29 protein-coding genes are annotated in these 26187 nt (G+C 69.3%); 12 read left to right on the top strand and 17 right to left on the bottom strand.

The window, feature by feature from the left end:
* From PX701_RS07490 to PX701_RS07460, 7 genes are all read right to left on the bottom strand, one after another.
* Positions 1 to 374 (bottom strand): IS5 family transposase (locus tag PX701_RS07490; RefSeq protein WP_275505912.1); only part of this gene is annotated, 374 nt, incomplete at its 3' end.
* Between the two features lie 62 nt (positions 375 to 436).
* The gene (locus PX701_RS07485; protein ID WP_275505911.1) at positions 437 to 2503 is read right to left on the bottom strand and encodes a KAP family P-loop NTPase fold protein; all 2067 of its coding nucleotides are present in this window, start codon (positions 2501 to 2503) and stop codon (positions 437 to 439) included.
* A gap of 1325 nt (positions 2504 to 3828) precedes the next feature.
* Positions 3829 to 4533, bottom strand: a complete 705-nt coding sequence (locus tag PX701_RS07480; protein WP_275505910.1) for a hypothetical protein — start codon at positions 4531 to 4533, stop codon at positions 3829 to 3831.
* An 80-nt stretch (positions 4534 to 4613) separates the two neighbouring features.
* Entirely contained in the window at positions 4614 to 5156 is a 543-nt protein-coding gene (locus PX701_RS07475; RefSeq protein ID WP_275505909.1) for a Pycsar system effector family protein, read from the bottom strand.
* Positions 5153 to 5866 (bottom strand): adenylate/guanylate cyclase domain-containing protein, encoded by a 714-nt coding sequence (locus PX701_RS07470; RefSeq protein WP_275505908.1) that lies wholly within the window; start codon positions 5864 to 5866, stop codon positions 5153 to 5155. Before PX701_RS07470 ends, PX701_RS07475 begins: the two co-directional genes overlap by 4 nt.
* 665 nt (positions 5867 to 6531) lie before the next feature.
* Entirely contained in the window at positions 6532 to 6696 is a 165-nt protein-coding gene (locus tag PX701_RS07465) for a hypothetical protein (RefSeq protein ID WP_231431249.1), read from the bottom strand.
* 3 nt (positions 6697 to 6699) lie between these two features.
* Positions 6700 to 7161: a DUF6325 family protein gene (locus PX701_RS07460; RefSeq protein ID WP_231431248.1), complete on the bottom strand. Its 462-nt coding sequence runs from the start codon at positions 7159 to 7161 to the stop codon at positions 6700 to 6702.
* Between the two features lie 342 nt (positions 7162 to 7503).
* Between PX701_RS07460 and helR the strand changes: the two genes are divergently transcribed.
* Positions 7504 to 9663 (top strand): RNA polymerase recycling motor ATPase HelR, encoded by a 2160-nt coding sequence (gene helR / locus PX701_RS07455; RefSeq protein WP_275505907.1) that lies wholly within the window; start codon positions 7504 to 7506, stop codon positions 9661 to 9663.
* A 3-nt stretch (positions 9664 to 9666) separates the two neighbouring features.
* Here the strand turns inward: helR and PX701_RS07450 are convergent, their stop codons facing one another.
* Complete coding sequence (locus PX701_RS07450) at positions 9667 to 10173, bottom strand: O-acetyl-ADP-ribose deacetylase (RefSeq protein ID WP_275505906.1); 507 nt, start codon at positions 10171 to 10173, stop codon at positions 9667 to 9669.
* A gap of 52 nt (positions 10174 to 10225) precedes the next feature.
* Positions 10226 to 11446 (bottom strand): globin domain-containing protein, encoded by a 1221-nt coding sequence (locus PX701_RS07445; protein WP_275505905.1) that lies wholly within the window; start codon positions 11444 to 11446, stop codon positions 10226 to 10228.
* Positions 11447 to 11554: 108 nt separating this feature from the next.
* Between PX701_RS07445 and PX701_RS07440 the strand changes: the two genes are divergently transcribed.
* The 4 genes from PX701_RS07440 to PX701_RS07425 all read left to right on the top strand — a co-directional run bounded on the left by PX701_RS07440 (position 11555) and on the right by PX701_RS07425 (position 15540).
* The gene (locus tag PX701_RS07440) at positions 11555 to 12169 is read left to right on the top strand and encodes a winged helix-turn-helix transcriptional regulator (protein ID WP_275505904.1); all 615 of its coding nucleotides are present in this window, start codon (positions 11555 to 11557) and stop codon (positions 12167 to 12169) included.
* An 84-nt stretch (positions 12170 to 12253) separates the two neighbouring features.
* Complete coding sequence (locus PX701_RS07435) at positions 12254 to 12832, top strand: histidine phosphatase family protein (RefSeq protein WP_275505903.1); 579 nt, start codon at positions 12254 to 12256, stop codon at positions 12830 to 12832.
* An 89-nt stretch (positions 12833 to 12921) separates the two neighbouring features.
* Positions 12922 to 14151 (top strand): dual-specificity RNA methyltransferase RlmN, encoded by a 1230-nt coding sequence (gene rlmN, locus PX701_RS07430; protein ID WP_231431242.1) that lies wholly within the window; start codon positions 12922 to 12924, stop codon positions 14149 to 14151.
* A 138-nt stretch (positions 14152 to 14289) separates the two neighbouring features.
* Complete coding sequence (locus tag PX701_RS07425) at positions 14290 to 15540, top strand: Fic family protein (protein ID WP_231431241.1); 1251 nt, start codon at positions 14290 to 14292, stop codon at positions 15538 to 15540.
* A gap of 185 nt (positions 15541 to 15725) precedes the next feature.
* Here the strand turns inward: PX701_RS07425 and PX701_RS07420 are convergent, their stop codons facing one another.
* From PX701_RS07420 to fdxA, 3 genes are read right to left on the bottom strand one after another with little or no spacing between them, the layout of a single operon-like run.
* A complete protein-coding gene (locus PX701_RS07420; protein WP_231431240.1) occupies positions 15726 to 16358 on the bottom strand; it encodes a superoxide dismutase in 633 nt (210 codons plus the stop codon).
* Positions 16359 to 16408: 50 nt separating this feature from the next.
* Positions 16409 to 16948: a flavin reductase family protein gene (locus PX701_RS07415; RefSeq protein WP_231431239.1), complete on the bottom strand. Its 540-nt coding sequence runs from the start codon at positions 16946 to 16948 to the stop codon at positions 16409 to 16411.
* Positions 16945 to 17292: a ferredoxin gene (gene fdxA, locus PX701_RS07410; RefSeq protein WP_231431238.1), complete on the bottom strand. Its 348-nt coding sequence runs from the start codon at positions 17290 to 17292 to the stop codon at positions 16945 to 16947. Before fdxA ends, PX701_RS07415 begins: the two co-directional genes overlap by 4 nt.
* Before the next feature lie 79 nt (positions 17293 to 17371).
* Here fdxA and soxR point away from each other — a divergent pair, with 79 nt between their 5' ends.
* Both soxR and PX701_RS07400 read left to right on the top strand, forming a co-directional pair.
* Positions 17372 to 17854: a redox-sensitive transcriptional activator SoxR gene (gene soxR / locus PX701_RS07405; RefSeq protein WP_231431237.1), complete on the top strand. Its 483-nt coding sequence runs from the start codon at positions 17372 to 17374 to the stop codon at positions 17852 to 17854.
* Between the two features lie 247 nt (positions 17855 to 18101).
* On the top strand, positions 18102 to 19019 hold the full coding sequence (locus PX701_RS07400; RefSeq protein ID WP_231431236.1) for an aggregation-promoting factor C-terminal-like domain-containing protein: 918 nt from the start codon (positions 18102 to 18104) through the stop codon (positions 19017 to 19019).
* Positions 19020 to 19105: 86 nt separating this feature from the next.
* Here PX701_RS07400 and msrA read toward each other — a convergent pair whose 3' ends face one another.
* Complete coding sequence (gene msrA / locus PX701_RS07395) at positions 19106 to 19681, bottom strand: peptide-methionine (S)-S-oxide reductase MsrA (protein ID WP_374201125.1); 576 nt, start codon at positions 19679 to 19681, stop codon at positions 19106 to 19108.
* 66 nt (positions 19682 to 19747) lie between these two features.
* On the opposite strand from msrA, the gene PX701_RS07390 reads away from it, so the two are divergent.
* Entirely contained in the window at positions 19748 to 20665 is a 918-nt protein-coding gene (locus PX701_RS07390; RefSeq protein WP_275505902.1) for a YihY/virulence factor BrkB family protein, read from the top strand.
* Positions 20666 to 20701: 36 nt separating this feature from the next.
* Here the strand turns inward: PX701_RS07390 and PX701_RS07385 are convergent, their stop codons facing one another.
* Positions 20702 to 20956: a hypothetical protein gene (locus PX701_RS07385; RefSeq protein ID WP_231431233.1), complete on the bottom strand. Its 255-nt coding sequence runs from the start codon at positions 20954 to 20956 to the stop codon at positions 20702 to 20704.
* A 165-nt stretch (positions 20957 to 21121) separates the two neighbouring features.
* On the opposite strand from PX701_RS07385, the gene PX701_RS07380 reads away from it, so the two are divergent.
* The 3 genes from PX701_RS07380 to ligD are packed head-to-tail and all read left to right on the top strand — an operon-like array spanning position 21122 to position 23022.
* The gene (locus PX701_RS07380; protein WP_275505901.1) at positions 21122 to 21637 is read left to right on the top strand and encodes a nitroreductase family deazaflavin-dependent oxidoreductase; all 516 of its coding nucleotides are present in this window, start codon (positions 21122 to 21124) and stop codon (positions 21635 to 21637) included.
* 17 nt (positions 21638 to 21654) lie between these two features.
* Positions 21655 to 21933 carry a DUF2277 domain-containing protein gene (locus PX701_RS07375; RefSeq protein WP_231431231.1) on the top strand — a complete coding sequence of 93 codons (279 nt, stop codon included), beginning with the start codon at positions 21655 to 21657 and terminating at the stop codon, positions 21931 to 21933.
* 51 nt (positions 21934 to 21984) lie between these two features.
* Positions 21985 to 23022 carry a non-homologous end-joining DNA ligase gene (ligD, locus tag PX701_RS07370; protein ID WP_275505900.1) on the top strand — a complete coding sequence of 346 codons (1038 nt, stop codon included), beginning with the start codon at positions 21985 to 21987 and terminating at the stop codon, positions 23020 to 23022.
* On the opposite strand, the gene PX701_RS07365 is transcribed toward ligD, so the two are convergent.
* Positions 23011 to 23823, bottom strand: a complete 813-nt coding sequence (locus PX701_RS07365; RefSeq protein WP_275505899.1) for an isocitrate lyase/PEP mutase family protein — start codon at positions 23821 to 23823, stop codon at positions 23011 to 23013. The genes ligD and PX701_RS07365 overlap by 12 nt on opposite strands.
* Positions 23817 to 24608 (bottom strand): hypothetical protein, encoded by a 792-nt coding sequence (locus tag PX701_RS07360; RefSeq protein ID WP_275505898.1) that lies wholly within the window; start codon positions 24606 to 24608, stop codon positions 23817 to 23819. The genes PX701_RS07365 and PX701_RS07360 overlap by 7 nt, the downstream gene beginning before the upstream one ends.
* Positions 24609 to 24672: 64 nt before the next feature.
* On the opposite strand from PX701_RS07360, the gene PX701_RS07355 reads away from it, so the two are divergent.
* Entirely contained in the window at positions 24673 to 25344 is a 672-nt protein-coding gene (locus tag PX701_RS07355) for an ArsR/SmtB family transcription factor (RefSeq protein ID WP_275505897.1), read from the top strand.
* A gap of 18 nt (positions 25345 to 25362) precedes the next feature.
* On the opposite strand, the gene PX701_RS07350 is transcribed toward PX701_RS07355, so the two are convergent.
* Positions 25363 to 26007 carry a GTP pyrophosphokinase gene (locus tag PX701_RS07350; protein ID WP_376930426.1) on the bottom strand — a complete coding sequence of 215 codons (645 nt, stop codon included), beginning with the start codon at positions 26005 to 26007 and terminating at the stop codon, positions 25363 to 25365.
* Positions 26008 to 26187: the final 180 nt, after the last annotated feature.

Genomic DNA, 26187 nt, shown 5'->3' with positions numbered 1-26187 from the left:
TCTTGTAATTCGACAAGTCCCCCTGTGACCCGCGGAAGAGTCGTCGCGTGCTGGTGCGCGCCGTTGATCGTGGAGTCCACGCTGACTGCCCAATTGATCTCTCCGGCAGCGTCGGCATCCGCGTGGAGCTCAGCGAGGATGTGATCCCAGGTCCCGTCGCCCGAATAACGGCGGTGCCGCTTCCAGAGCGTTTGCCAAGGCCCGAACGACTCGGGAACGTCACGCCAGGGCGAACCGACCCGGTACCGCCAGATGATGCCCTCGATCACCCTGCGGTCTTGCCGGAACGGGCGACCACGCTTGCCAATCGGCGATGGCAACAGCGGACGGATTCGGTCCCATTGGGCATCCGTCAATTCAGCAGCGCGAGGCACCCGAGTATCATCCCGCGCGCCACCCACCCATTAGGAGACACGCCCTAGTGGCGCACCGTTCCCTAGAATTCGTCGGGCCGCCAACCGGCCTCGTACTTCTCCGCGAGCAGCACGAGGGGCGACGCACCATCCGATTCGCGGAGCCGACGAACTGCCTCCGCAAGCTTGTCCTCGCCGCCGGCCACCCTGACTAGGCCGTCCCACGCGAGCCGATCTTCCTCTCTGACATGCCGAGAACCCATGGACTGCGCGCGGGCTACAGACCAAGCTGACTGAAACAGAGCTCGAATTTCCGTGGCGTCGGTCAGTGGCGGAGGGACGTACGCGTCCCCTTCGCGCTCGGCGACGAACCAAAGGACTCGAAACAGACCCCACTCTTTTTCTAGTACTGGCGACGCTGTCGTTTTCACCTGCTGAATGAGGTCCTCGTCCAGCTTTGCGGTGCACTCCGCGGAGATCAACGCGTTGCTTGGGTCTTCGACGCGCCCAACGCTTCGAATTAACAGTTCCTGCGACGAGTAGGACTCCACACCGACCAGAATGTCGCGCACTGCACGTTCTCTGGCGGCCTCTTCTTCGAGTCGACGCAGAAGACGGATAACGACGCGGGTGACGACCACGTCTGGTCGCATGAGGTCGAACATGCCTCGGTTCCGGCGCTCTGGAATGTCCGCGATCCGGTTGAGCAAGGTTACGGAGGTTGGCACCACCGACTCTTCGGGGTACTCCTGCTGGTATGCCTCCAGTCCGGCAATGACTGACTCCAGATCCTCTCTGGGCAAAGAGTCCAGATACTCACCGAGTGCGTCTCCGTCCCGGATCCGGGCATAGGCGAGTTCGGCTTGCTGAAAGGACGCGAGATCCGACGGAAGCGTGCGGCCAAAGTACAGCTCCAGATAGCCGATATATGCGACCCGGTGCTCACGCTTCCATGTGTTGAGCCAGTCAGGACCGTAGTTATTGTTCTCGATGTAGGTGCGCCCAGCTGGGAAAAGCTGCTGGATGAGCGCACGCACGATGCCCTCATCATCACCTGCCACCTTCAGCAGCGCCTCGATCTCCGCCTTTCGATCCCGGTCCTGAGTGCGACCCCACAAATTGTGCGTCTCGGTCAACGCGAGACGAGCGGAGTGCAGTGCCTGGAAGATCTCGGGTCGGAACACGCGTATCGCTTCAAGCGCCAACAGATCGACCGCCTCGATCTGCTGACCGAGCGCGCGAAGTGTCGGTCGCGCCGAGAGCCCGAGCCTCGTGACGTCGCGGAGGCTTCCGATCAGAGGATCAATGATCTCGAGGTAGACGTCCGACCAGATGGCTTCGTTGAATCGCAAACCCTCGACCTGCTGCAGGATCACGTCCAGCCGCTCGAACACCTGCATGCGCAAGACCTCGGTGGGGATCATCGGCAAGTCGAAGCTGAGCTGCAGAATCTTTTCAAGGTAAGCCCTACCGGGCACCCCGTCTTCGTTGAGCGCATGTTCGACCCTGCGTCGATCGAACGCCAGCACGTAGATGACATTCGGGAAGCTCGCTGTCAGACGAACCAGTTTGAAGATGTCACGGATCTCGTTGGTGGTGAGCCGGTCGATGTCGTCGATGACTACAACGACGGGCTGGTCCAGTTGCTTCAGCGCGTCGGAAATTGTCTCTCTGAAAGTCCGGCTGCCCTTCTTCCGGTCGTTCCACCAGGTCGCCGCAGCCTTCGTCGCCTTGAACGCGCGGTCGAACCAACTGCCGAACCACGGGATGACTGCGAGCGGGCTGAGCACGTCCCCGTACTTGTCGAGCCCCTCGGCAATGGCGCCGAACTTCGACTGATCCTTCAGGCGTAGCTCCGCGGCGACCTCGCGAAAGAAGACATCAGTCAGCTGCTGGTTGCCCGAGAAGACCCACGGGTTGAATTCGATGACCGGAAGCTCCGGCGCCTCAGCGAATTCTTCTCGCATCAGATTGACGAAGGAACTCTTGCCGTGACCCCACGCTCCCAATACGCCGACGACGACTCCTTGCGACGCGTCCAGTTCTCGTACCGAGTGCGCGAAATCCCGTGCGACAACGGCACGGCCAAGCACATCTTGATCCGATGATGTGATGGGGTGATCGACGGGCAACGGGTTCGAGTCGGTCATGTGCTGAGGTTCCTCTGAGTTGAGCGTGTGCCGCGAGAGTAGCGCATGTAACTCGGCCGCGGCCGCTTCGTCGGGCTTCGCGGGCTGGGGATACGAGCCGAAACAGTACGCTGCTTTCGGCCCTGCGCGCGCGGCGGCGGGGCCTGCCAGATCACTCCCGGCTCAGCATTGATTTCGCCGACGTGCAGTAGCTCCCGGTATTGAGGAATCGGGTGACACGCTTTCCCAGCAGAAGTAGCGTCACCCGTTTGCGAACGCTGCAATCGCCCTTCCCCTTCCCCTTCCCGAAAGCCGGTCGCCGACCGAAACGCTCGGTTGTCCTCAACCGAGCCGTAAAGGGCGCGGCGTCCGTCGACCGCAGATTCCCGGATGACCCGCCCGCGATAATGCCCGGTCAAGGTGCCTCGAACGCAACAGCCGACACCAAGTAGTTTGCCGCCCCGGGGTATCAATGAACGACCAAGATCGCGTCCAAGCGGGTCGTCCTCCGACCTGACGGCGTCGAGCGCCCTCCCTTTGTCCTAGCCCCCAGCAATCCCACGCCTCTTGCAGATCGAGGACTCCGGTGTTTCGTCGGTGACGAAACGGGGTGGCTCGGCGCACCTTCGGAGCATGAGCATCCGGCAAAAAACCACGTCCCGGCATATCCCTCGAACCCGGTGCATCCGATGCGGCGGGGCACTGCCGCCAGCCGCGACCACCGGGCGACCGCGTGTCTATTGCGGGCCCCGCTGCCGCAAGGCAGCGTATGACGACAGGCGGGCTCGGAACCCGGAGGCCTTTCAGGTCCGCATTGTCGAGAGCACTGTCGTGGAGACGGTGGAGACCGTCCGGACCATCGACGAGGGCCACGACATCATCGAGTGCGTCCGGCGGGTTTACGGATCGCCTCGGGCGGTGACGAATGTCCTCTCCGCTCTGCGTGGCTTGGTTCGATCGGGCACCCTACAGTTGGACGGCAGGTGGACGCCCGCCGTGCGCGCGATCAACGAGTTGAATCACGCCATCCTGATTTCTGCGCGCGAACCGCGGCGCCGAGGGCGTTGAGGACGATCGCATCCAGCTGATCTCTCGAGGCGCCAAGCGCAAGGGCCCGCGATGAGGAGAGCTACCGCGCGCGCGTGTCACTCCCGCCGCGCGGCGCGCTGCTATGCGATTTTCACAAAGCTCGCTCAAGGCTGAAGCGTTTGGGGCACCGTCACCCAGACATCCTCGCTGGCGCGTCATACGAAAATCTCGGGTGGCCGTTTGTCCCTTGAAACTTATCTCGAACGCGAGAAGCTGGTGGGGGACCGGCTATTGGGATAAGACGATGCGAGGGCAGCTTAAACGCCCCACCACCAGTTCGACCCGTACATCGTCCCGGGCACTGCACCGGTCATCGCCCTCGACCACATGTGCTGTCGCGGTTCCCCGTTGTACCGAACTGGTTCCGAAAGTGCGTCATAGACGGCCTGGCTGATGTAGGTCGAATAGCCGAGATTGAGTGCAGCCATCTTGGCCGCGTTGTTCGCGGCGTTTCCTACCCAGACCAGGTCGTTGGATGCTCGTACGCCTGTTTTCGCGACGAACAGCTCGGAGATGTCGATCCCGACCTTTTGCTTGAGCACGAAACCGTTGAGGCTGTCTCCAAATTGGCGCACAAGGGCGGGGTTGAGGATGCGGTGGACGGCATAGTTGATCTTCAGCCCGGCGAATGCTGCGTCATCGGCCTTGGTTTCGCCGATGAATACCCCCATCACCCTGTCGCCGTCGTAGGCCGTAATCGAACCGCCGCAGTTCGTGATGATTCTTCCCGCGCAATAGAGGTATGTCTTGTACACGTCGGCGGCGAACCAGTTGTTGTAGCCCCGCACCAGCGCCGTCGATTCCGTCAGGTCGGCATACAGCACAACTCCCTCGAAGGTGACGGCATCGTTTCCGGCGGTGAGGTCGTCAACGTCGGGGACCTTGCGGCCTTGCCGGACCGTCCAGCCTGTGCGGTATGTCTTGTCCGCGAAGTCGGTGAGCTCGCTCTCGAAGCTAGTCACTGTCTTCAAATCCCTTCGGTACGACGGTTATGTGGTTTGGGACTGGGGTCTGGACCAGCCGAGGTGGCCGTCTGCGAGATTCAGTTCGTGGGCCAGAACGATGCGATCAACCCACAAGCCACGAGGAGAAGGCCACCGAGGGTCGCCGACCACAGCGACCATTGCACTCGGACGTGCTTCTTCCAGGAGATCTTGGCCATCGCAGTGATCTGTCGTGACAGCTGAGGCAGCATGTCTGTTGTCCGGAGAGACGCTTCAAGATCGATGGCCTTCCAATTGCGGGCGTGGCCGAAGTAGATGAAGTTCGTCGCGGACTCGGACTTAGTCTTGCGACCTCGAAGGCGAGGGGCGACGACCATCACGGCGAGCCCGGCGCCGACGACGAGTAACATTAGCCCGGACCAGTACAGCCAGGGCGTGTGTCCCGGCAGGGCAGAGAACAGTCGGTGTTTCGCGGACAGCGCCACAACGGTGGCGATCGCTGCTGATTCGAGCGCGAACGCGAAGGACGCCTTGGCATCGACCTTGCCGGTCCATTCGGTTTGGGCAGCGTGGATACGCCACGCGGTGTCGATGGGATTCGGATTTTGTGATGGCGCCTCGCTGGGCCGGCGGGGCCTCACGGCTTGCGCATCCAGCCGCAGCTGTACGTCGTGACGACGTGGGGTCCGACAGTAGTCGCGTCCCTCTTTTTCCACATGGGCTTGTCGTCGGTCATCCTGTTTTTCTCGTTAAGCACGCCATAGACACGGCTGGTGATCGTGATGCTTCCGGTCTCGCCCCGGATCCCGCTGAGCTTCGCTGCGATGTTCGGCGCGTTGCCGATGGACACGAGGTCGCTGTTATCGCGGGCGCCTCCACGGACGATGAGAGTCTCGCCGTCATCGATACCCGACCGGTGTGCAACTGACCAGAGGGTGGAGTTACTCCTCTCGAGATGTGCCTTCAGCTTCGGGTTGATGACTCGTTCGACGACCCAGGAAAGGTTGAGTGCTGCTTCGACCGCTTCGTTTCGGCGTTGTCCGCCGATGAACACACCCATCACCCTGTCACCGTCGAAGCTGCGAATGTGGCCACCTTTGTTGCGGACACAGTCAACGGCCGCTCGCATGTACATACGGACGACGCGGGCAGCGAACTCTTTCTTGTACCTCTTGACGAGCAGAGTCGAATCCGCCATGTCCGCGTAGAGGAAGGTCGCCTCGATCAGCTTTGCCCCGTCGCGCTGTGAGACGTTTTCCGTCTTCGGTACGACTCGTGCCTTCTCCGAGTTCCAGGACGTGGCGAGAATCTCGTTCATCTTGTCGTCGAACGCGTCACCGAATTGCGTCATCGATCTCCCTCACGATTACTCGTCGTCACTCTAGCTGTGGCGGCAGACATGCACCTCGCGCCTAACGCCCCCGCTGTGCCCTCTACTGGTCGGCACGATAACGCACTGCGGGCGCCCGCAAGGTTCGCGAAGCTGGCGTCCTTTCAACCGCCTCGAGAAGTGAGAAGGAGTGGATGGGACATTCGAGACGGTGTCTGGCGCGTGAACTCGTAGCGCGCGCGGATGCGATCCGGCGACGCGTCAGGTGGGCACGGGTCCGGTCGCGGCGGCCAGAGGATTTGAACCGGGTTACCATTATGCCCATCTCTTACCCATCTAATTGACCCGTGAGGGACCGCAAACGACCGGGTAAACTCGGAGCCAGTGAACCGCCCGGTTCCCTGTAAACACAAGGGAACCCGTGGGTTTCCGGAGATTTCCGGAGGTGATCGGCAGGCGCCCTGATCCTCCAAGGGGTCGCAGGTTCAAATCCTGTCAGCCCGACGCAAATGCCCCGGTGAGAATGAATTCTCACCGGGGCTTCGTCGTCTCCGGCGACCGCTGTGAGGCGTCGACCTGCACGGCGCTGCCTCGAGATCCGCGTGACGAGGGCTGGTCGACCGCTGACATGAGGATGCCTCGGCGGGATCGACATCCCACCGAGGCATCCGCTCGTCTCGCGCCGCTCAGAAGCGGCGGTCGCGCCGATCTTCGCGGCGGTCCTGTCGTCGGTCCTGTCGCCGGTCGATGCCGTTCGAGACGACCTTCGCCGTGCCGACCACCGCCGCGGTGCGCGCGACGGGGCGACCGATCATGCCGACGCGTCCGACGCGTCCGATTCCGATGGGCATCTTCTACTCTCCTTCTTTCGCCATCGAGGCGATCAGCGCCTGCGTGGGGATGCGGCCCGACGCGATGAGCTGGCCGCCAGTCTTGCGCAGGGCCACCGCGAACGGGGCGGCCCACGTGTTCTCCCAGACGAGCACGGCCGCGGCGCTGCCGGGCTCCATCGCCGCCGAGATGTCGATGAGGTCGGCCTCGGCGAGCACGTCGGCGAGCGACGCCTCGATGACGCCGAGCGGGCCGAGGTCCTCGAAGTCCTCGAATTCGTCGACGTCGATCGATCCGTCCTCGCGCTTGTGCACGACGACGAGGTCGAGCACCCGGATCGTCTCGGACGCGACGAGCGCTGCGAGCTCGGCGGCGGCCTCGCCCGTCAATCGGGTCGCCCCCGCCGGGAACTCGACGACGATGTAGTCGATCGGCCCCAGTTCTTCCTCGGTGAGGTCGAGGTCCTCAGTGGTCTGTTCCGACACGTGCCGGCTCCCTTCGTCGGTCGCACCGCCTCGTCGAGGGGTGCGAGTCCATCAAAGGGCGCGCGCTCGCCGTGCGGCATCACGTGAACTGCGTGAATCGCGGGCGCAGGTCTCGGCGGCCTCGGCGATGTGCGCCGATGTCGGCATGGGTGCGCGGCGGATGCATCGGGAGCGGGTGGCGTCGGTGCGATACTCGCCGAGGGCCGCAGGCCCGGGCCTCGCCGGCATGCGAATGGCGGGACCCCGTCCCGCCACGTCCAGTCTATCCGGGGGAGGGGGGCTTGCGGCAAGGGCCCCCGTCGGGGTCATGATGGACGCTTTCCGCCGATCTGGAGCGCGCATTTGACCCTCTCGTCCACCGACGTCTTCGCCCTGCCCGACCGCCTCGCCGCCAAGGCGGCGCCCGAATCGATCGCCGTCGACGTGCGGCACTTCGCGCGCATCGCCGAGCGCCTCGACGCGCAGGTCGCAGAGGCCGAGTCCCGGCTCGCCGAACTGCGCGCCGCACCCGCCCGGGGCGGGCAGGCCGGACTCGATCGGGACCTCGAGATCCATCGCCTGAGCGGCCGGCTGCGACTGCTGCGGCGCTTCGGTCTCGACCTGTGCCTCGGCCGAATGGTCGGAACAGACGGCCGCGAGCCCGTCTACGTCGGACGAGCGGGGCTGAGCGCCGACGACGGCGAACCGCTGCTCATCGACTGGCGGGCCCCCGCCGCCGAACCGTTCTTCGGGGCGACGCACGGCGACCCGATGGGGCTCTCGAGCCGACGGCGATACCGCTGGACCCGAGGCCGCATCACCGACTACTGGGACGAGGTGTTCACGCCCGGCGAGCACGCGGGCGGGCTCGCGCCCGACGACCAGTCCGCGTTCATCGCGAGCCTCGGAGCGAGCCGTTCGCCCCGCATGCGCGACGTCCTCGGCACCATCCAGGCCGACCAGGACGCGATCATCCGCGCGGGGTCGCGCGGTGCGCTCGTCGTCGACGGGGGGCCCGGGACCGGCAAGACCGTCGTCGCGCTGCACCGTGCCGCCTACCTGCTCTACTCCGACCCGCGGCTCGACGCCCGGCGCGGCGGGGTGCTGTTCGTCGGCCCGAGTCACGCATACATGTCGTACGTCGACGATGTGCTGCCGAGCCTCGGCGAGGAGGGCGTGCAGATGGCGACGCTGCGGGACCTCGTCGACGAGGGCGCGGGCGCGGTACCCGAGCGCGACCCCGAGACGGCGCGCCTGAAGGCGACGGCTGAACTCGTCGGTGCGATCGAGTCGGCCGTCAGGGCCTACGAGCGACCGCCCGCCGACGAGCTCGTCGTCGAGACCCCGTGGGCGGAACCGATCCTGACCGCCGCCGACTGGTCGGAGGCGTTCCACGCTCCCGAGGCCGGCACGCCGCACAACGACGGCCGGGCCGAGGTGTGGGAGGCGCTCGTCGAGATCCTCGTCGACCAGGTCGGCGACGACGAGGTGCCGGCGGCCCTCGTCCGGCGGGCGGTCGAGCAGGACGAGGAGCTCGTGCGCGTGTTCAACCGCGCCTGGCCGCTGCTCGACCCGGCCGGCGTCGTCGCCGACCTCTGGGCGGTGCCCGCCTATCTCGAGCGCTGCGCACCGTGGCTCACGCCGACGCAGGTGGCGCGCCTGCAGCGTGACGAGCCTCGGGCATGGACCACGGCCGACCTGCCGCTGCTCGATGCTGCCCGCCGTCGCATCGGCGATCCCGAGGCGACCCGTCGCCGGAGAAGGCAGCGGCTCGCGGCGGCCGCCGAGCTCGAGCAGCGCGAACGGGTGCGCGACGAGCTCATCGCGGCCGACGACTCCGAGATGCTGATCATGTCGATGCTGCGCGGCCAGGACGTCGCGAACACGCTCGCCGACGATGTCGACAGCCGGCCGCGCACCGATCCCGAACTGCTCGCGGGGCCGTTCGCGCACATCGTCGTCGACGAGGCGCAGGAGCTCACCGACGCCGAATGGCAGATGGTGCTCGCCCGTTGTCCGTCGCGCAGCCTCACGATCGTGGGTGACAGGGCGCAGGCCCGGCACGGGTTCACCGAGACCTGGAGCGATCGGCTCGCCCGCCTCGGTCTCACGAACACGCGGCTCGCCTCGCTCGGCATCAACTACCGCACGCCGGAGGAGGTGATGGCGGTCGCGGAGCCGGTCATCCGAGCCGCATTGCCGGATGCGAACGTGCCGACGTCGATCCGGCGCAGCGGCGTGCCGGTCGCGTACGGCTCGATCGGCGAACTCGGCGCGGTGCTCGAACGCGGGCTCGCCGGGCAGCCCGAGGGCACGGCGTGCGTGATCGGGGCGCCCGATTTCGTCGGAACTTCGCGTGTGCGCTCACTCACGCCCGAGCTTTCGAAGGGACTCGAGTTCGACCTCGTCGTCCTCGTCGACCCCGATCGCTTCGGCGACGGTGACGGCGTCGAGGGCGCGGTCGACCGCTACGTCGCGATGACGAGGACGACCAGGCAGCTCGTCGTCCTCACGAGCGGCTGACCGTCAACCGCGTTCGGCGAGGGCCGCACGGATCCGTTCGAACGTCCCGGGATCGCGGGTGACGAGCCGCGCCTCGTCGACGCGGGTCTCCGCCGCCTCGATCGTCTCGACCGCGACCGCGATCGCATCGTCGAGCGGCCAGCCGTAGACGCCGGCGCTGACCAGCGGGAACGCGATCGAGCGGACGCCGAGCTCGTCGGCGACGGAGAGCGAGCGCCGGTAGCACGACTCGAGGAGCGAACGATCGCGCTCGCCGGAGCGGTGGTCGGGGCCGACGGTGTGCACGACCCAGGTCGCCGGGAGCACCCCGGCGGTCGTCCACCCCGCGTCGCCGGTCGCAAGGCCGTACGGGAAACGTGCGATGCAGTCGTCGAGGATCGCCGGGCCGCCGGCGCGGTGGATCGCGCCGTCGACGCCGCCGCCACCGCGCATCGCGTTGTTCGCCGCGTTGACGATCGCGTCGACGTGCTGTTCCGTGATGTCGCCGAGTACGGCGATGACGACGGCCATGCACCCAGTCTGCACCGGGCGGCCCGTTCGTGCGAGGCCGCCCGGTGCGGGATCAGGCCGGGACGGCGGCCGGGTTCTGCGCCCACAGGTCGGGGCCGAACACCTCGTACTGGATCTGCTCGCTCGGGATGCCGCGGGCCATGAGCGTCTCGCGCATCGCGCGCATGAACGGAAGCGGCCCGCACATGAACACGGTCGACCCGTCGGGCAGCTCGACGTCGCCGAGGTCCATCAGGCCCGGCAGGGCCGGGTGCAGCGTCGGGGCGTCGGCGGCGTCGCGCTCGTACCAGTTCTGAGCGCGGGCGTCGTCCATGGCGAGCACCTGTCGGCGGAGGGACGGATACAGCGCATGCGTGTCGTGCGCGCGATCGGCGTGGAACAGGCGCACCGTGCGGTGCGGCTGCGTGCGCGACAGGTCCTCGAGGATCGCCGCGATCGGCGTGATGCCGATGCCCGCCGAGACGAGCACGAGCGGGGCGTCCGAGTCGTCGAGCACCACGTCGCCCGCCGGCTGCGAGACATCGAGGATCGTGCCGGGTCGTGCGTGCTCGTGCAGCCAGCCCGAGACCTGTCCGTCGGGCGCGCCGTCGACCCCGAGCACGCGCTTGATGGTGACCCGCAGCGAGTCCCCGCGAGGGCCGGACGAGATCGTGTACTGCCGCGGCTGTCGCGAGCCGTCGGGCAGGTCGACGGCGATCGCGACGTACTGCCCGGTGCGATGACCGGGCACGACGCCCTCGACGGGTGCCAGTACGAGCGAGAAGACCCCGTCGGACTCCTCGAAGCGCTCGACCACTCGGTAGCTCCGCCACGGGTGTTCGGGGTCGGTTCCCCCGAGCGCGTACAGCTTCGCCTCCTCCGCGATCAGTGAGCAGCCGAACAGCCAGTACACCTCGTCCCATGCCGCGCGCACATCGGGGGTGACCGCGTCGCCGAGCACGGCACCGACCGCATCGAGCAGGTGCTTGCCCACGATCGTGTACTGACGGGCCGTGATGCCCAGCGAGACGTGCTTGTGCGCGATGCGCCGCATCACCGGGGTGAAATCGGGAGCGTCGGGATCGATGAGCTGAACGGCGAACGCGACGACCGAGGCGGCGAGCGCCTTGGGCTGCTCGCCGATCGCCTGGTTCGCGCGATTGAAGACGCGCAGGAGTTCGGGGTGCGCGGCGAACATGGCCGGGTAGAACACCCTGGTGATCTCCTCGGCGTGCTCGGCGACCACGCCGGCGGTCGCGCGGACGATGGCTTCGGACTCGGCAGAGAGCTGCATGACGTACCTTCCAGATTCGACAGAACGCGTCCCTCCGAGTCTCGAACCGTGCCGCGGCGTGCGCTCGCCGTTCCACCGGTTTAATTCGACAGGACGTAGAATTGCTGGGTGCCACGTCGAGTCGGAGACTTCCGCGGTCTCACGCAGCCGAGCCGCATCCGCCTGCTCCGAGCCATCCAGCGCGAACCCGGCCGCCGTGCGAGCGAACTCGCCGAGGAGAGCGGGATCGCGACGAACACGGTGCGCGATCACCTGCAGGTCCTCGAGCGCGAGGGCCTCATCCGCGGCGTGGCCGTGCCGACGCAGTCGCGCGGGCGACCGCCGATCGGCTTCCATCCGGTGCAGGATGCCGCGACGAGCGCGGTCGCGGGGGAGCGCATCGCGGGGGCGCGGCGGCGAGGTGCCCTCCTGCGCGCCACGACGGGCGTGATCGACGGCGACCTCGACGAGGACGCCCGCATGCAACTCGACGTGCTCTACGAGCACCTCGACGACGCGGGGCTCGAGCCCGCGGTCGACGAGGCCGAGCTCTCCTTCGAACTCGCGCCGTGCCGCTACCACGATCTCATCGACGACGACATGGCGCTCGTCTGCTCGGTGCACGCTCGCCTCGTCGGCGACGTGCTCCGCCAGACCGGTGGTCCGCTCGCCCTCAAGGGTCTCCAGCCGTTCGTCACCGATCATCGCTGCAAGGTCGCGCTCGCGCGCCGCGAGGCGGACTGACACCGCCGACCCTGCGCGAGTCCTCGTCGTGTCGAGACCGGAGCGGCCGGAGTCCCCACCGCGGCGGTGTGGAATCGTGGGGGCATGCCGACGACGACCCTGTACCTGATCCGCCACGCCGAGGCCGCCGCCGATGACGAGCGTGCGGATCCGGGCCTGTCGCCCCGCGGCGAGCTTCAGGCCGCCGCACTCGCCCGTCGGCTCTCGGGGATGCGAGTCGATGTCCACGACGACGTCCTGCTCCACAGCTCGCGCCGTCGTGCCGCCGCCACGGCCGCGATCGTCGCGACGGCGCACGCCGGCTGGGCGAGCCGAGCGAGCGACGACGTCGAGGATCGCACCGCCGTTCCCGAGGACCTCTCGGCGGTGCCCGAGCGGCACCACCGTCTCCTGCGCGACGTGCCCGCCGACGAGCACGACCCCGACGGGCGTCGTCTCGACGCCGCCGTCCGGTCATTGAGCGCGATCGGCGACCAGGATCGCACCGTGGTCGCGATCACCCACGCCTTCGTCGTGGGCTGGTTCGTGCGGTCCGTGCTCGATGCCCCGGCCTGGCGATGGATCAGCCTCCCCGTCTCGAACGCCTCGCTGACCGTGCTGCAGTGGCAGTCCGACCGCGAGCCTCGCGTGCTCTCCTTCAACGACACGGGGCACCTCGCCTGACGCGCGGGACGATGATCGGGAGGCGATACCGACGGCGCATCCCACGAGGCATCCAGCGTTCGCCCGACCGGGCCGCGTACCCTTGAGAGGTGACGAACTCGACCGACCAGACCGCCGCCGCTGCGGTGCGCCCCACGAAACCTCGCCAGGTGCGCCCGGCCACCGAAGGCTGGGAGCAGAAGAAGGGCCCCGACGGGCGGCCGATGCTGCAGTTCGCCTCGCCCAAGCGCGGCAAGCCGCCCGTGCACCTCGCCGACATCGCGCCGGCCGACCGCAAGGCGCACGTCGCCGAGCTCGGCTTCCCGGGCTATCGCGCCGCGCAGCTCGCCACGCACTACTTCGTGCACCACACGAACGACCCGGCCGAGATGAGCGACCTGCCCGCGGCCTCGCGCGACGAGCTCGTCACGACGGTGCTGCCGAAGCTCCTCACCGAGGTCCGCCGGTTCACGACCGACAACGGCGACACGATCAAGTTCCTGTGGAAGCTGCACGACGGCGCCCTCGTGGAGTCCGTGCTCATGCGCTACCCGGGCCGAATCACGCTGTGCGTCTCGAGCCAGGCCGGTTGCGGCATGAACTGCCCGTTCTGCGCGACCGGGCAGGCCGGCCTGACGCGCAACATGTCGGCGGCCGAGATCGTCGAGCAGGTCGTGCTGGCGAACGCCGCCCTCGCACGCGGAGAGCTCGGCGGTCGCAAGAAGGGCGACCACACGCCCGATCGCGTCTCGAACATCGTGTTCATGGGCATGGGGGAGCCGCTCGCGAACTACGCCCGGCTCATGTCGGCGGTGCGCACGATGCTCGCGCCCGCGCCCGAGGGGCTCGGCATGTCGGCACGAGGCGTGACGGTCTCGACCGTCGGTCTCGTGCCGGCCATCAGGAAGCTCGCCGACGAAGACCTCCCCGTGACGTTCGCGCTCAGCCTGCACGCCCCCGACGACCAGTTGCGCGACGAGCTCATCCCCGTGAACTCGCGCTGGAAGGTCGACGAGGCGCTCGACGCCGCCCGTGCCTACTTCGACAAGACCGGTCGTCGCGTCTCGATCGAGTACGCCCTCATCAAGGACATGAACGACCACGGCTGGCGCGCCGATCTGCTCGCGGAGAAGCTCAACGAGCGCGGTCGCGGCTGGGTGCACGTCAACCCGATTCCGCTGAACCCGACGCCGGGCTCCATCTGGACGGCCTCCGACACGGACGTGCAGCAGGAGTTCGTGCGCCGGCTCGAGGCGGCCGGCATCCCGACGACCATCCGCGACACCCGCGGCAAGGAGATCGACGGCGCCTGCGGGCAGCTCGCGGCGGCCGACGCCTAGGCGGCGTGGTTCCGGCGGTGCGGATGCCGCGGACGATCCGGCTGGGTCGGCGGACAGCCGAGGCATCCGACGTAGTATTTCAACTTTAGATGACCTAAAGTTGAAATACTGATCGATCGTCGACGGATGGAGGGCGCCATGAGCCGATTCGTCGAACGCACCTGGCACCCGAGCGACGCCGGGCACCTCAGCCGGCGGGACCGCGAGCCGGGCCGATTCCTCGCCTACGTGCCCGACGAGCTCGGTGAGGGCCTGCCCGAGCCGGGCGGCGCCGCCCGCCGGGCCGCCGAAGACGCGCTCGCCGTGCTCGCGCGCGCCGACGAACGGATCGGCGCGCGGGGCAGGTACCTCAACCACCTGCTCATCCGTTCCGAGAGCATCTCGTCGTCGTGGATCGAGGGCAACCGCATCACGCCGAAGCGGCTCGCGATCGCCGAGCTGCTCGAGGCAGGGCCGAAGGTCGCGCTCGACGTCGTGGCGAACGTGCGCGCGACCGAGCGCGCGATCGACGAGCTCGCCGATCGCGAGCGGGCCGTCACCGCCGCCGACCTCGAACGGCTGCAGCACCTGATCGAGCCGACGCTCGCGCCCGGCCTTCGCACCGAGCAGAACTGGGTGGGCGGCACAGGGTGGAGCCCGCTCCGCGCCGACTTCGTGCCGCCGCCCGAGTCCGAGGTGCCCCGCCTCGTCGACGATCTCGCCCGGTTCGTCACGGCGACCGACGGGAACCCGGTCGTGCGTGCGGCGATCGCCCACGCGCAGTTCGAGACGATCCACCCGTTCATCGACGGCAACGGCCGCACCGGTCGCGCCATCATCCACACGGTGCTGCGGCGGGCCGACGCGGTGCGCAACGTGCTCGTGCCGATCAGCACCGTGTTCGCCGGCGACACGAACGCCTATCTCGCGGGGCTCACCGCCTTCCGCGCCGACCCGCCCGCGCTCGACGACTGGATCATCGGCTTCGCACACGCGGCCGAGCTCGCCGCCGGAAACGCCGTCCGCCTCGCCGACGAGCTCGACCGCCTCGACGAGGAACTGACCCGGCAGCTCGTCGAGAGCCGCCGAGCGCGCGGCGCCTCGCCGGCCGTCCCGCGCAGCGACGCGGTCGTGCTGAAGGTGCTCGGCGATCTCGCCGCCGAGCCGGTGCAGACGATCGACCACGTCGCGACCCGTCACGGCGTCTCGAAGGCCGCCGCCCAGCGCGCCCTGGCGGAACTCGCCGATGCCGGGGTGCTCGGACGCAACAAGGACCAGAAGGGCCGCCTCATCTGCTGGACGGCAGACCGCCACCTCGCGCTCGTCTCGCTCACCGAGCGCAGCAACCGGGTCGGCGGCGGCGACACCCGCGACCGCGCGCCGCGGCTCGGGCCGCCACGGCCGGCCTGAGCCGCGGTCGGCCGCGACGGTCACCGAGGTCGGGCGTCAGCGGCCCTGCAGTGCGGCGATCAGGGTGCCGATCGCGACGAGCACGATGATGCCGACGAGCCCCCACCGGCGCAGCTGCACGGCGAGCAGCGCCGCCGAGAGGCGCCGGCGTCGCCGGCGCCTCGGCGGACGCGGTGCGGGCGTGCTCAGGCGGCACCCGGCACGATCAGGCCGCTCGTCGCCGAGCGGGCGCGGTCGAAGCGGGCCGCGACGTCGGCCCAGTTCACGATCTCCCAGAAGGCCTTCACGTAGTCGGCGCGGACGTTCTTGTAGTCGAGGTAATAGGCGTGCTCCCACACGTCGAGCTGCAGCAGCGGGGTGACGCCGAGCGGGGCGTTGCCCTGCTGGTCGAAGAGCTGGAACACGACGGGGCGCGCGCCGACCGAGTCCCAGGCGAGCACCGACCAGCCCGAGCCCTGCACGCCGAGCGCCGTCGCCGTGAAGTGCGCGCGGAACGCGTCGAACGAGCCGAACGCGTCGTCGATCGCCGCCGACAGTTCGCCCTCGGGGGAGCCGCCGCCGTCGGGCGACATGTTCTGCCAGAACACGCTGTGGTTGATGTGGCCGCCGAGGTTGAACGCGAGGTCCTTCTCGAGCTTGTTGACGTTCGCGAGCTCCCCCTTCGCGCGCGCCTCCGCGAGCTGCTCGAGGGCGGTGTTGGCGCCCGTCACGTAGGCCTGGTGGTGCTTCGAGTGGTGCAGCTCCATGATCGTCGCCGAGATGTGGGGCGCGAGGGCCGCGTAGTCGTACGGCAGGTCGGGCAGGGTGTACGTCGACATTGCGTGTCTCCTTCTTCGGTGTCGCCGCCTGCGGTCGCCGGCGGCCTGGTTCAGAGTTCGGATGCCTCGTGGTCGAGGCGGTGGAACCGTCGATCGTGGTACACGAGCGGGGGAGCGTCGGAGCCCCCGTGCACCTCGAGCACCTCGGCGAGCACCAGGGTCGAGCTTCCCACGGGCACGAGCTGCAGCGCTCGGCAGCGCAGCGCCGCTCGCGCCTCGGGCAGGACGGGCTCGCCGGTCGGGAGCCGGCTCCAACCCTGCTCCGGCGTGAATCGGGGCGCCCCCGATCTGGCGAAGGCCCGCGCGAGGTCGACCTGGTGGTCGGCGAGCAGGTGCACGACGAAGGAGTCGGCGCCGAGCAGTGCTCCCGCCGAACCGGTCGCCCGGGTCACCGAGAACGACAGCACGGGCGGATCGGCGGCCACGGAGGCGACGCTCGACGCGGTGAGTCCGACCGGGCCGGTCGCGGTCGCCGCCGAGACGAGCGCGACGCCGGCGGGGTGCACGCGGAACGCCGCCTTGAAGGCCTCGGCAGTGACCTCGGAGGGCGTCGGTTCGTCGGTGAGGGCGGTGTGGCGCGCCGCGTTCACTCGTGGCCGCCCTGCGGCGCCAGCGCGGCGACGACCGGGTGGTCGTACGGCAGGACGCCGGTCTTGGCGGCGCCGCCCGGCGATCCGAGCGCGGAGGCGCCGTCGGGGGCGATCTCGAAGAACTCGACGTTGGCCTTGTAGTAGTCGGACCACTCGTCGGGCAGGTCGTCTTCGTAGTAGATCGCCTCGACCGGGCAGACGGGCTCGCAGGCGCCGCAGTCGACGCACTCGTCGGGGTGGATGTAGAGGGATCGTTCGCCCTCGTAGATGCAGTCGACGGGGCACTCGTCGATGCACGCCTTGTCCTTGACGTCGACGCAGGGAAGGGCGATCACGTAGGTCACGCGATCACCCCGCAGATGGAACGCATGGGTCAAGCCTAAAACTTCAAGTACCCTTGAAGTCCAATCGGAGGAGAATCCCATGGCGAAGCACGCGCCCGATGAGCTGCTCACCGTCGGGGAGATGAGCCGCCGAACGGGCGTCGCCCCGTCGGCGCTGCGGTTCTACGAGGAGCTCGGCCTCATCGCATCGCACCGTACCGGCGGCAACCAGCGCAGGTATGCCCGGCACATGCTGCGCCGAGTCTCGCTCATCGTCGTCGCCAAGCGCCTCGGGATCCCGCTCGGCGACGTGCAGACGGCCTTCGAGCACGTGCCGCTCGACACCACGCCGAGTCACGACGACTGGCAGCGTGCCTCGCGCCGCTGGAAGCGGCAGCTCGAGGTGCGTCGACTCGGCATCGAACGGCTCGAGCGCGAGCTCACCGGATGCATCGGCTGCGGGTGCCTCTCGATGAAGGCGTGCGGCCTGCTCAATCCCGACGATGCGCTCGGTGACGACGGTGCGGGCCCGCGCCGACTCGGCCCCGAATCGGGCGAGGAGGAGCTCGACGGAGTCGACTGAGCGCTTCAGGCGCCGACGGTCCGGCGCGAGCGTGATCTCCGTCGGGGATCGAATCGGCACGGTGATGAGGCATCCCATAAATACTGAGTTCGTCTCGGTTTCGGATGACTTTCACAGGAAGAAATGAGGTTCCGTCCAGAACCCCTCGGCAGACTGGCCACTTCGCCCGGGCGCCCCCGCGTCCGAGGAACGTCGATCGAAGGCCGGGCCCGCGCTCTCGCGCGAGCAGGCCGCCCACGTGAAAGTCATGCAGAACCAGCCTTCCTCCCTGAACACCCCTGACAATTCCCCCGAGAACGAACCCGGTCTGAGCCGCCGAGCGCGGCGTGCCCGCCCCGGCTGGCGCCGTGGTCCGGTCATCGCCGCCGGCGCCGTCGTCGCCGTCGGCGCCCTCGTCGGTTCGGGATTCATGCTGCAGTCGGCCGTCGCCGCCCAGAACGAGCGCGTCGCCGCGACGGCCGAGCTCAGCGCGGCCACCGACCTCAAGGTCGAGCAGCTCGGCTCGCACTCGAACATCCTCGAGGCGCGCGCCGTCAAGACGGCGACGGACACCCTGAGCGGGGCGAAGGACACCATCTCCGCCGCGAAGGGCAAGGCCGACGCCGCCGAGCTCGCCTCGTCGGTCGCGGCACTCGACGACTACCGCCTGCTCGCGCCCGAGCGCGTGTTCGAACTCGCCGACGCGACCGCGGCCCACGCGGCCGAGGTCAAGCAGGCCATCGCGAAAGCCGACAAGATCGCGGCCGAGAAGAAGGCCGCAGCCGAGGCCGCTGCCCGTGCCGCTGCCGAGAAGGCCGCCGCGGAAGAGGCCGCCGCGGCCGAGGCGGAGTCGTCGGGCGGTTCGCGGCCCTCCGGCCCGGCGAACCCGAGCGGCGCCCAGGCGATCGCGCGCGACATGCTCGCGGCCCGCGGCTGGGGCGACGACCAGTTCGGATGCCTCGTGGCCCTCTGGGACCGCGAGTCGGGCTGGAACGTCTACGCCTCGAACCCCTCGGGGGCCTACGGCATCCCGCAGGCGCTGCCCGGCTCGAAGATGGGCTCGGCCGGTGCCGACTGGGAGACGAACCCCGCGACCCAGATCGCCTGGGGCCTCGGCTACATCGCCGACCGGTACGGCACCCCGTGCGGCGCCTGGGATCAGTCGGAGTCGGCCGGCTGGTACTGAGCCGACCCCCACTCGAACGCGGAAGGACCGTGGCGGACGTTCGTCCGCCACGGTCCTTCCGTCATTCGGCCGCGCGCGACCCGCTGCTACGCGATCGATCCGGCGCGGGGTGCCTCGGCGTCGCGCTTCGGCAGCTTCCAGCCCGGGCGCACGAAGTGGCACGTGTAGCCGTTCGGGTAGCGCTCGAGGTAGTCCTGGTGCTCGGGCTCAGCCTCCCAGAACGGCCCGGCGGGGGAGACCTCGGTGGTCGCGGGTCCAGGCCACAGCCCCGAGGCGTCCACGTCGGCGATCGTGTCGCGAGCGACGCGCTCCTGCTCGGGCGTCGTCGGGAAGATCGCCGAGCGGTAGCTCGTACCGATGTCATTGCCCTGGCGGTTCTTCGTCGACGGATCGTGGATCTGGAAGAAGAACTCGAGCAGGTCGCGGTAAGCCAGCTGCTCGGGATCGAAGACGATCTCGATCGCCTCGGCGTGGCTGCCGTGATTGCGATACGTCGCGTTCGGCACGTCGCCGCCCGTGTAGCCGACCCGGGTCGCGAGCACCCCGGGACGCTTGCGGATGAGATCCTGCACGCCCCAGAAGCAGCCGCCGGCGAGGATCGCGGTCTCGGTTCGTGTGCTCATGGTGTGTCTCTCCTGGTCTCTCGATGGGCGAGGCGTCATACCCGCCCGAATGCCTCAACAACAAGGGGGTGGTTCGTGTTCCGCCGCACTCGATAGCCTGACACGGTGGAGGCACGGCAGGGGGATTCGTTCTGGCAGGCGCTGGTCCGCCGGGGTCAACGCGTGTGGGAGTGGGCGCTCCGGTTCACACTCGTGCAGGCGATCGTCCACTACTTCTCCCGCCACGGCCCGATGCTCGCCGACAGCGTGACGTATCGTGCGCTGTTCTCCGTGTTCGCGGGCGCCTTCCTCGGCTTCGCCGTCGCCGGGGTGTGGCTGGCCGGAAGGCCCGAGGCGATCGACGCCTTGATGAGGGCGATCGACGCCGTGATCCCCGGGCTCGTCGGCGAGGACGGCGTGATCACGCCCGAGCAGCTCGTCCAGCCCGTGACGCTGAGCGTCGCGGGAGTGCTGGCGCTCGTCGGACTCGTCGGCGCGGCGATCGGGGCGATCGGCTCGCTGCGCGTCGCCTTCCGTGATCTCGCCGAGCAGCCCGACGATCCGCGGTTCTTCGGCTGGCTGATGTTCCGCGACTTCGTGTTCGCGATCGGATTCGGTGCCGCGTTCGTCGTCGCGGCGGTCATCATGGTGGCCAGCACCGCAGCCCTGGGCACGGTGTTCGACTGGCTGGGGGTCTCGACGCGGTCGGGATGGTTCGACGGACTCACGCGCACCGTCTCGGTGCTGCTGGCCTTCGCGATCGACACCGCGGCGATCGCCGCCCTCTTCCGATTGCTCTCCGGCATCCGGGTCCGAGCCGGCTCGCTCTGGCGTGGTGCGCTCCTGGGCGGACTGGGCCTGACCGGGCTCCAAGTGCTCTCTGGGCTCTTCGTGGGGGGAGCGATGGTGAACCCCCTGCTCGCGTCGTTCACCGCCCTCATCGCCCTGCTGATCTGGCTGAATCTCTCGAGCCAGGTCATCCTGATCGCGGGCGCCTACATCGTCGCCGACCACAAGGTCGTCGAGTCCCGCCCGCGGAGCTGAAGCTGCTTCGGGCGGGCGAGCCGGCTCGGTCGCGGCTCAGATCGGGAACTCGCGCCCGGGCGGGACGATGGCGTCGGGTGCGACGATCTCGACGTCGTCGCTCTCCTCGTCGATCTCGACATCGCCCTCGTGCTCATCGGCGTCGATCTCGATCGCCTCGGTGTCGTGCTCGGCGCTCACGGCCTCCGCGTCGTGGTCCCGCAGCGGAGCCGCGCGTGTGGCGTCCTCCGGCAGTTCGGAGTCGGTGTACTCGCCCTCGGCGGGTTCGCGGGGGCGCATCGGGTCGGTCATGACTGCTCCGATCTCTCGTCTCTTCCACGCTAGGTCGTGAGCTGCCCGCAGCAAGGGGGTTGACCTCTGCCGCCCAGCGGGCTCTGCCATCCGGACCGTCTCGACGCCGCAGGAGCCGTACCCCGTCCTCGACGAGCCGATCGCGGGCCATGCAGAATGGGGCGCATGCCCACCGTCGTCCACCTCGTCCGCTCCGTCGTCTCTCCGCTCACGCGCACCCGGTTGTTCCGCTGGGCGGCCCCGCGGGTCCTCCCGCCGATCGAGCGCCTGATCGGCTGGGTGAGCGGCGGGCGAGTGCAGTTGAGCGCACTCCTCGTGCCGTCGCTCGTCCTGCACACCACGGGCGCCCGATCGGGCGAACCGCGCGACACGGCGCTCATGTACACGCCCGACGGCCATGGCCGGGCGATCGTGGCGGGCACGAGCTTCGCGCGCGATCGCCACCCGGCGTGGACCTACAACCTCGTCGCGCACCCGGAGGCGTCGATCACCGTGCGGGGGCGACGGATGCCGGTGCGCGCGAGCCGCATCGACGACGAGGGGCGCGACGCGGCATGGGCGCGCATCGAGGCGCAGTGGCCGGGCTACCGGGCGTACGAGCGCGAATCGGGCCGAGTCGTACGTCTCTTTCTGCTGCAGCCGGTCGCGTACGAGGTGAACCCGAGCGTTCCTCGGCGTTGAGGCGTAGGCTGCACCGCATGTGCAGGAACATCCATCCCCTCCACAACTTCGAGCCGGTCGCCACCGACGACGAGGTGCATGCCGCCGCGCTGCAATTCGTGCGGAAGGTCAGCGGGTCGACGAAGCCGTCGAAGGCGAATGCCGAGGCGTTCGACCGCGCCGTGGCCGAGATCGCGCACATCACGAGGCACCTGCTCGACGAGCTCGTCACCAACGCCCCGCCGAAGAATCGCGACGTCGAGGCGGCGAAGGCGAGGGCGCGCGCTGCACGCAGGTACGAGTCGATTCCCGCCTGATGCCCGCACCGGGGCTGCGCTCCGTCGGTGCGAACCGGTAGCGTCGCAGCCATGGCCGGCGATGCGATCGAGCTCACTGTTCCCGGGCCCCACGGCGAACGCTCCGTGCGGGTCTCCAGTCCCACGCGGCTGATCTGGCCCGAGGCCGGCATCACGAAACGCGAGCTCGCCGAATACCTTGTGGCGGTCGGCGACGCGTTCATCGCGGCGAACGGCGACCGTCCGGTCTCGCTCCAGCGGTTCCCGGGCGGTGTCGACGGCGAGCAGTTCTTCTCGAAGAACCCGCCGAAGGGCGCCCCCGACTGGGTGCGCGCCGTGACGGTCACCTACCCGAGCGGCCGCAAGCACCCGCAGCTCGTGCTCGACGAGCCCGCCGCCGCCGTCTGGGCGGCACAGATGAACACCGTCGTCTTCCACCCGTGGGCGTCTCGCGCTGAGCGCAGCGACTTCCCCGACCAGTTGCGCATCGATCTCGATCCGCAACCCGGCACCGGCTTCGCCGAAGCGGTGCCGGTCGCCGTGGCGCTCCGAGACCTGCTCGGCGAGGTCGGACTGACGGCGTTCGTGAAGAGCTCGGGCAGCCGAGGCATCCACGTCTTCGCACCCATCGAACCCGAGCACGAGTTCCTCGACGTGCGGCACGCGGTGATCGCACTCGGCCGAGAGCTCGAACGGCGCCTGCCCGAACGGGTCACGACGAACTGGTGGAAGGAGGAGCGCGGCGACCGCATCTTCATCGACTACAACCAGGCCAACCGCGACCGCACGATGGCGGGCGCGTACAGCCCGCGCCCGCTGCCGCATGCCCCGGTGTCGTGCCCCCTCGAGTGGACCGAGCTCGAGCGCACGGACCCCGCCGAGCACACGATCCGCACGGTGCCGCGGCGTCTCGCGGAGCGGGGCGATCCCTGGGCGGGCATGCACGATGGGCCGGGTCGCATCGACACGCTGCTCGAATGGTGGCGGCGCGACCTCGACGACGGGCTCGGCGAGCTGCCCTTCCCGCCCGACTTCCCCAAGATGCCGGGCGAGCCGACTCGCGTGCAGCCGAGCCGGGCGAAGAAGGTCGACGACGAGTCATCCGGGTGACGGCCGGCGTACGCCGAGCGCGACCGCGGCCGAGTAGTCGGGGATCGACCGCGCGGTCGTTCCGGGTGGAGCGCCGAGGCGGACGTCGTCGAGCACTGCCGTGATCGCGGCGAGCGATGCTCGGAACAGCAGTGATCCGGTGCTGATGCGGGCGACCCCGAGGGCGGCGAGGTCGCCGATCGCGCGCCCGGGTTGTGCGAGCACGTTGAGGGGCGCGGTGATCCCGGATGCGAGCGTCGCGATCGTGCCGTCGTCGAGGGTTCCCGGCACGAAGACGCCGGTCGCTCCCGCGTCGAGGTAGCGACGGGCCCGTTCGAGCGATGCCGACGTCCGCGCTCCGATGCCGTCGAGCGCGCCGACCCAGAACGCGTCGGTCCGCGCGTTCAAGTACAGCTCGGGCGCCGCAGCGGCGACGGCGGCCAGTTTGCGTGCGAACGCCACGGGCTCGGTCAGTCCCTGGGCCGTCGAGTCCTCGAGGTTGACGCCCACGACGCCCGCCCGGGCGAGTTCCGCGACGACGTCGCCGACGGCGACGGGATCGTCGGAGAACCCCGCTTCGAGGTCGACGGTGACGGCGATGCCGGCGGCCGTGATGCGGTGCGCGAGTTCGATCGTGGGTGCAAGGGTCGCCCCCGCGCCATCGGGCTCGCCGGCGGCGACCGCCACGCCGAGGCTCGTCGTCCCGACCACCTCGGCGCCGTGCGCGGCGAGCGTGAGGGCCGACGCGAGGTCCCACGCGTTCGGCAGCAGCAACGGATCACCCGGGCGGTGCAGCTCGCGGAATCGTGCGGGGCTCAGCACTCCTGCTCCCGGAGAACGTCGACGACCGCCGCGGCCACGGCCACGGCGTGATCCCGCGCGGGGCAGCGCCGCGGACCGGCGCCGAAGGCCAGCGTTCGCGGCGGTGCACCCGCGGTGGCCTCGCGATCGGGGCCGCCGAGCCGGAGCTCGACGAGATGCTCGGCCGAGCCATGGCCCGGCGGCGCGAGGCGGCGGGTGGCGGGGACGGGCGGCTCGTCGCGGAGCACCGCTGCGACGACGTGCTCGGTCGGAACGGCCGGCACCGCATCGGCGCGGCGCAGTGCCGCGGCGATGAGCCCGCCGGTCGCCGCGTGCGCCTGCACGAGCAACTGCGCGTCGAGCACCCGATGTCGTCCCGGCGCTGCTGCGCCGAGCAGTCGCTCGGCCGCGGCGTCCACGGCGGCCGCATCGTCGACGACCCCGGTCGCGTAGGGCGCCGCGACGATCGCCGCCGCGTCGGGCAGCGAAGCTGGGTCGGTGTGCCCGAGCGCGGCGGCGAGCGTCTCGACCGGGGCGCGACGGGCGACCTCGGCGCGGTCGACGCCGGCCGCGCGCGCGGCACGGGCGGACGCCGCGGCGGCTCGGGCGAGTCGCTCGGGATCGATCGCCGCCAGGCGGGCGTCGATCAGGGCGCGTCGTTCGTCGTGCGTGCGGCCGTTCGCGAAACGGGACGCCTCGACGCGCAGCCGGGCGAAGGCGGAGTCGCCCGGCCCCGGCTCCGGCACGAGCCAGGCGGGGTCGTCGAGGATGCGGGCGACGTCGGATCGGTCATGGATGACTGGCATGCTCCGACGCTACGACGGCGATCGTTCGTCGTCGGGCGAAGCATCCTCGTCGTATCGTGGGGACATGGATGGCGACGCCGACCTCGCGAGCCCGGCCCGGTTGATGGGCGAACCGGCCCGGGCCGCCATGCTCGTCGCCCTGCTCGACGGGCGCGCGCTGCCCGCAGGCGAGCTCGCGGCGATCGCACGCGTGTCGGCGCCCACGGCGAGCGCGCATCTCGCCCGGCTCGTCGAGGGCGGCCTCGTGCGGGCGCGCGCGCTCGGTCGGCATCGCTACTTCGAGCTCGCTGGGGCCGATGTCGCCGACGCCATCGAGTCGTTGCAGCGGCTGGCGCCGCGGCGACCGGTCACCTCGTACGGCCAGTCCGCGACCGCACGACGGCTCGCCGAGGCCCGGACGTGCTACGACCACCTGGCCGGCCGGATCGCCCTCGGCATCGCGGACGCGCTCGTCGCCGAGGAGGCGATCACGCCGCTCGAGGCCGGGGGATCGGGCATGGTCCTCGCGACCGACGGCCCCGTCGCGCGCCGGCTGCGGCTCGAGGCGGCGCCCGCCCCCGGCCGTCGGCCGCCGGTGCGGGGCTGCCTCGACTGGACCGAGCGACGACCGCACCTCGCCGGCGCGCTCGGGGCGCACGTGCTCGAGGTCCTGCTCTCGGCGGGCTGGGTCGCGCGGGTGCCGGGCGACCGCTCGTTGCGCGTGAGCGACGAGCTCCGGGTGGCGTTCGAGTCCTGAGCGGCGCGGCTCCGCGGATCAGACCGCGATGTCGCGGGGCACGTGCGGCAACCGCGGCACCCCGTGCACCTCGCGGTGCAGGCGCTCCATGCGAGCGTCGAGCTCGGAAGCGGTGTGGGCCGCGTCGGTCAGCCCGTCGAGCAGCTCCTGCGGGACCTGGCGGTCGTACTTGTAGTAGATCTTGTGCTCGAGGCTCGCCCAGAAGTCCATCGCGATCGTGCGGATCTGCACCTCGACCGCGACGGGGTGCGGTCCCGTCGAGAGGAACACGGGCACCTCGACGATGACGTGCAGGCTCTGATAGCCGTTCGGCTTCGGCTCCTTGATGTAGTCCTTCACCTTGATCACCCGGATGTCGCGCTGCGCGGTGAGCAGCTCGAAGATGCGGTACGCGTCGGACACGAAGCTGCAGGTGACGCGGACGCCCGCGATGTCGGTGATCGTCTCGCGGATCGTGTCGAAGTTCGGCTCGATGCCCTTGCGCGCCATCTTCTCGATGACGCTGTCGAGGCTCTTCAACCGGCTCGAGATGTGCTCGATGGGGTTGTAGTCGTGCGTCTGGTTGAACTCCTCGCGCAGGATCGAGAGCTTCGTGATGACCTCGTCCATGCCGAACTTGTAGCGCAGCATGAACCGCTCGGTCTCGTCGCGGAGCGCCCGCATCTCGTCGAGGGTCTGGCCGTCGATGGTCTCGAGCGTGCGCTGGGCACGGGGCGTGAGCATGGCGGGGGCGTCTGGATGCCTCGTGGGACGAGTGCCGTCGAGCGGAGTCACGAGCACCACGCTAGGTGGCGAAGCTCTGGATTCGCTTTGATTCCCGGCCGCGTTCGCCCGCAGCGGAGC

The sequence above is a fragment of the Agromyces chromiiresistens genome (assembly GCF_029167465.1).
GTDB classification, from domain to species: Bacteria; Actinomycetota; Actinomycetes; order Actinomycetales; family Microbacteriaceae; genus Agromyces; species Agromyces chromiiresistens.
Note: the sequence above shows the minus strand (reverse complement) of the source record. Positions and strands in the feature narration are given on the sequence as shown.

Coding starts and splice junctions, on each gene's coding strand:
- PX701_RS07485 (WP_275505911.1), bottom strand. CDS start 2,503: ATGACCGACTCGAACCCGTTGCCCGTCGATCACCCCATCACATCATCG.
- PX701_RS07470 (WP_275505908.1), bottom strand. CDS start 5,866: ATGACGCAATTCGGTGACGCGTTCGACGACAAGATGAACGAGATTCTC.
- PX701_RS07465 (WP_231431249.1), bottom strand. CDS start 6,696: ATGCCCATCGGAATCGGACGCGTCGGACGCGTCGGCATGATCGGTCGC.
- PX701_RS07450 (WP_275505906.1), bottom strand. CDS start 10,173: ATGGCCGTCGTCATCGCCGTACTCGGCGACATCACGGAACAGCACGTC.
- PX701_RS07445 (WP_275505905.1), bottom strand. CDS start 11,446: ATGCAGCTCTCTGCCGAGTCCGAAGCCATCGTCCGCGCGACCGCCGGC.
- PX701_RS07435 (WP_275505903.1), top strand. CDS start 12,254: ATGCCGACGACGACCCTGTACCTGATCCGCCACGCCGAGGCCGCCGCC.
- PX701_RS07425 (WP_231431241.1), top strand. CDS start 14,290: ATGAGCCGATTCGTCGAACGCACCTGGCACCCGAGCGACGCCGGGCAC.
- PX701_RS07420 (WP_231431240.1), bottom strand. CDS start 16,358: ATGTCGACGTACACCCTGCCCGACCTGCCGTACGACTACGCGGCCCTC.
- soxR (WP_231431237.1), top strand. CDS start 17,372: ATGGCGAAGCACGCGCCCGATGAGCTGCTCACCGTCGGGGAGATGAGC.
- PX701_RS07400 (WP_231431236.1), top strand. CDS start 18,102: ATGCAGAACCAGCCTTCCTCCCTGAACACCCCTGACAATTCCCCCGAG.
- msrA (WP_374201125.1), bottom strand. CDS start 19,681: ATGACGCCTCGCCCATCGAGAGACCAGGAGAGACACACCATGAGCACA.
- PX701_RS07385 (WP_231431233.1), bottom strand. CDS start 20,956: ATGACCGACCCGATGCGCCCCCGCGAACCCGCCGAGGGCGAGTACACC.
- PX701_RS07380 (WP_275505901.1), top strand. CDS start 21,122: ATGCCCACCGTCGTCCACCTCGTCCGCTCCGTCGTCTCTCCGCTCACG.
- PX701_RS07375 (WP_231431231.1), top strand. CDS start 21,655: ATGTGCAGGAACATCCATCCCCTCCACAACTTCGAGCCGGTCGCCACC.
- ligD (WP_275505900.1), top strand. CDS start 21,985: ATGGCCGGCGATGCGATCGAGCTCACTGTTCCCGGGCCCCACGGCGAA.
- PX701_RS07360 (WP_275505898.1), bottom strand. CDS start 24,608: ATGCCAGTCATCCATGACCGATCCGACGTCGCCCGCATCCTCGACGAC.
- PX701_RS07355 (WP_275505897.1), top strand. CDS start 24,673: ATGGATGGCGACGCCGACCTCGCGAGCCCGGCCCGGTTGATGGGCGAA.
- PX701_RS07350 (WP_376930426.1), bottom strand. CDS start 26,007: ATGCGGGCGCTCCGCGACGAGACCGAGCGGTTCATGCTGCGCTACAAG.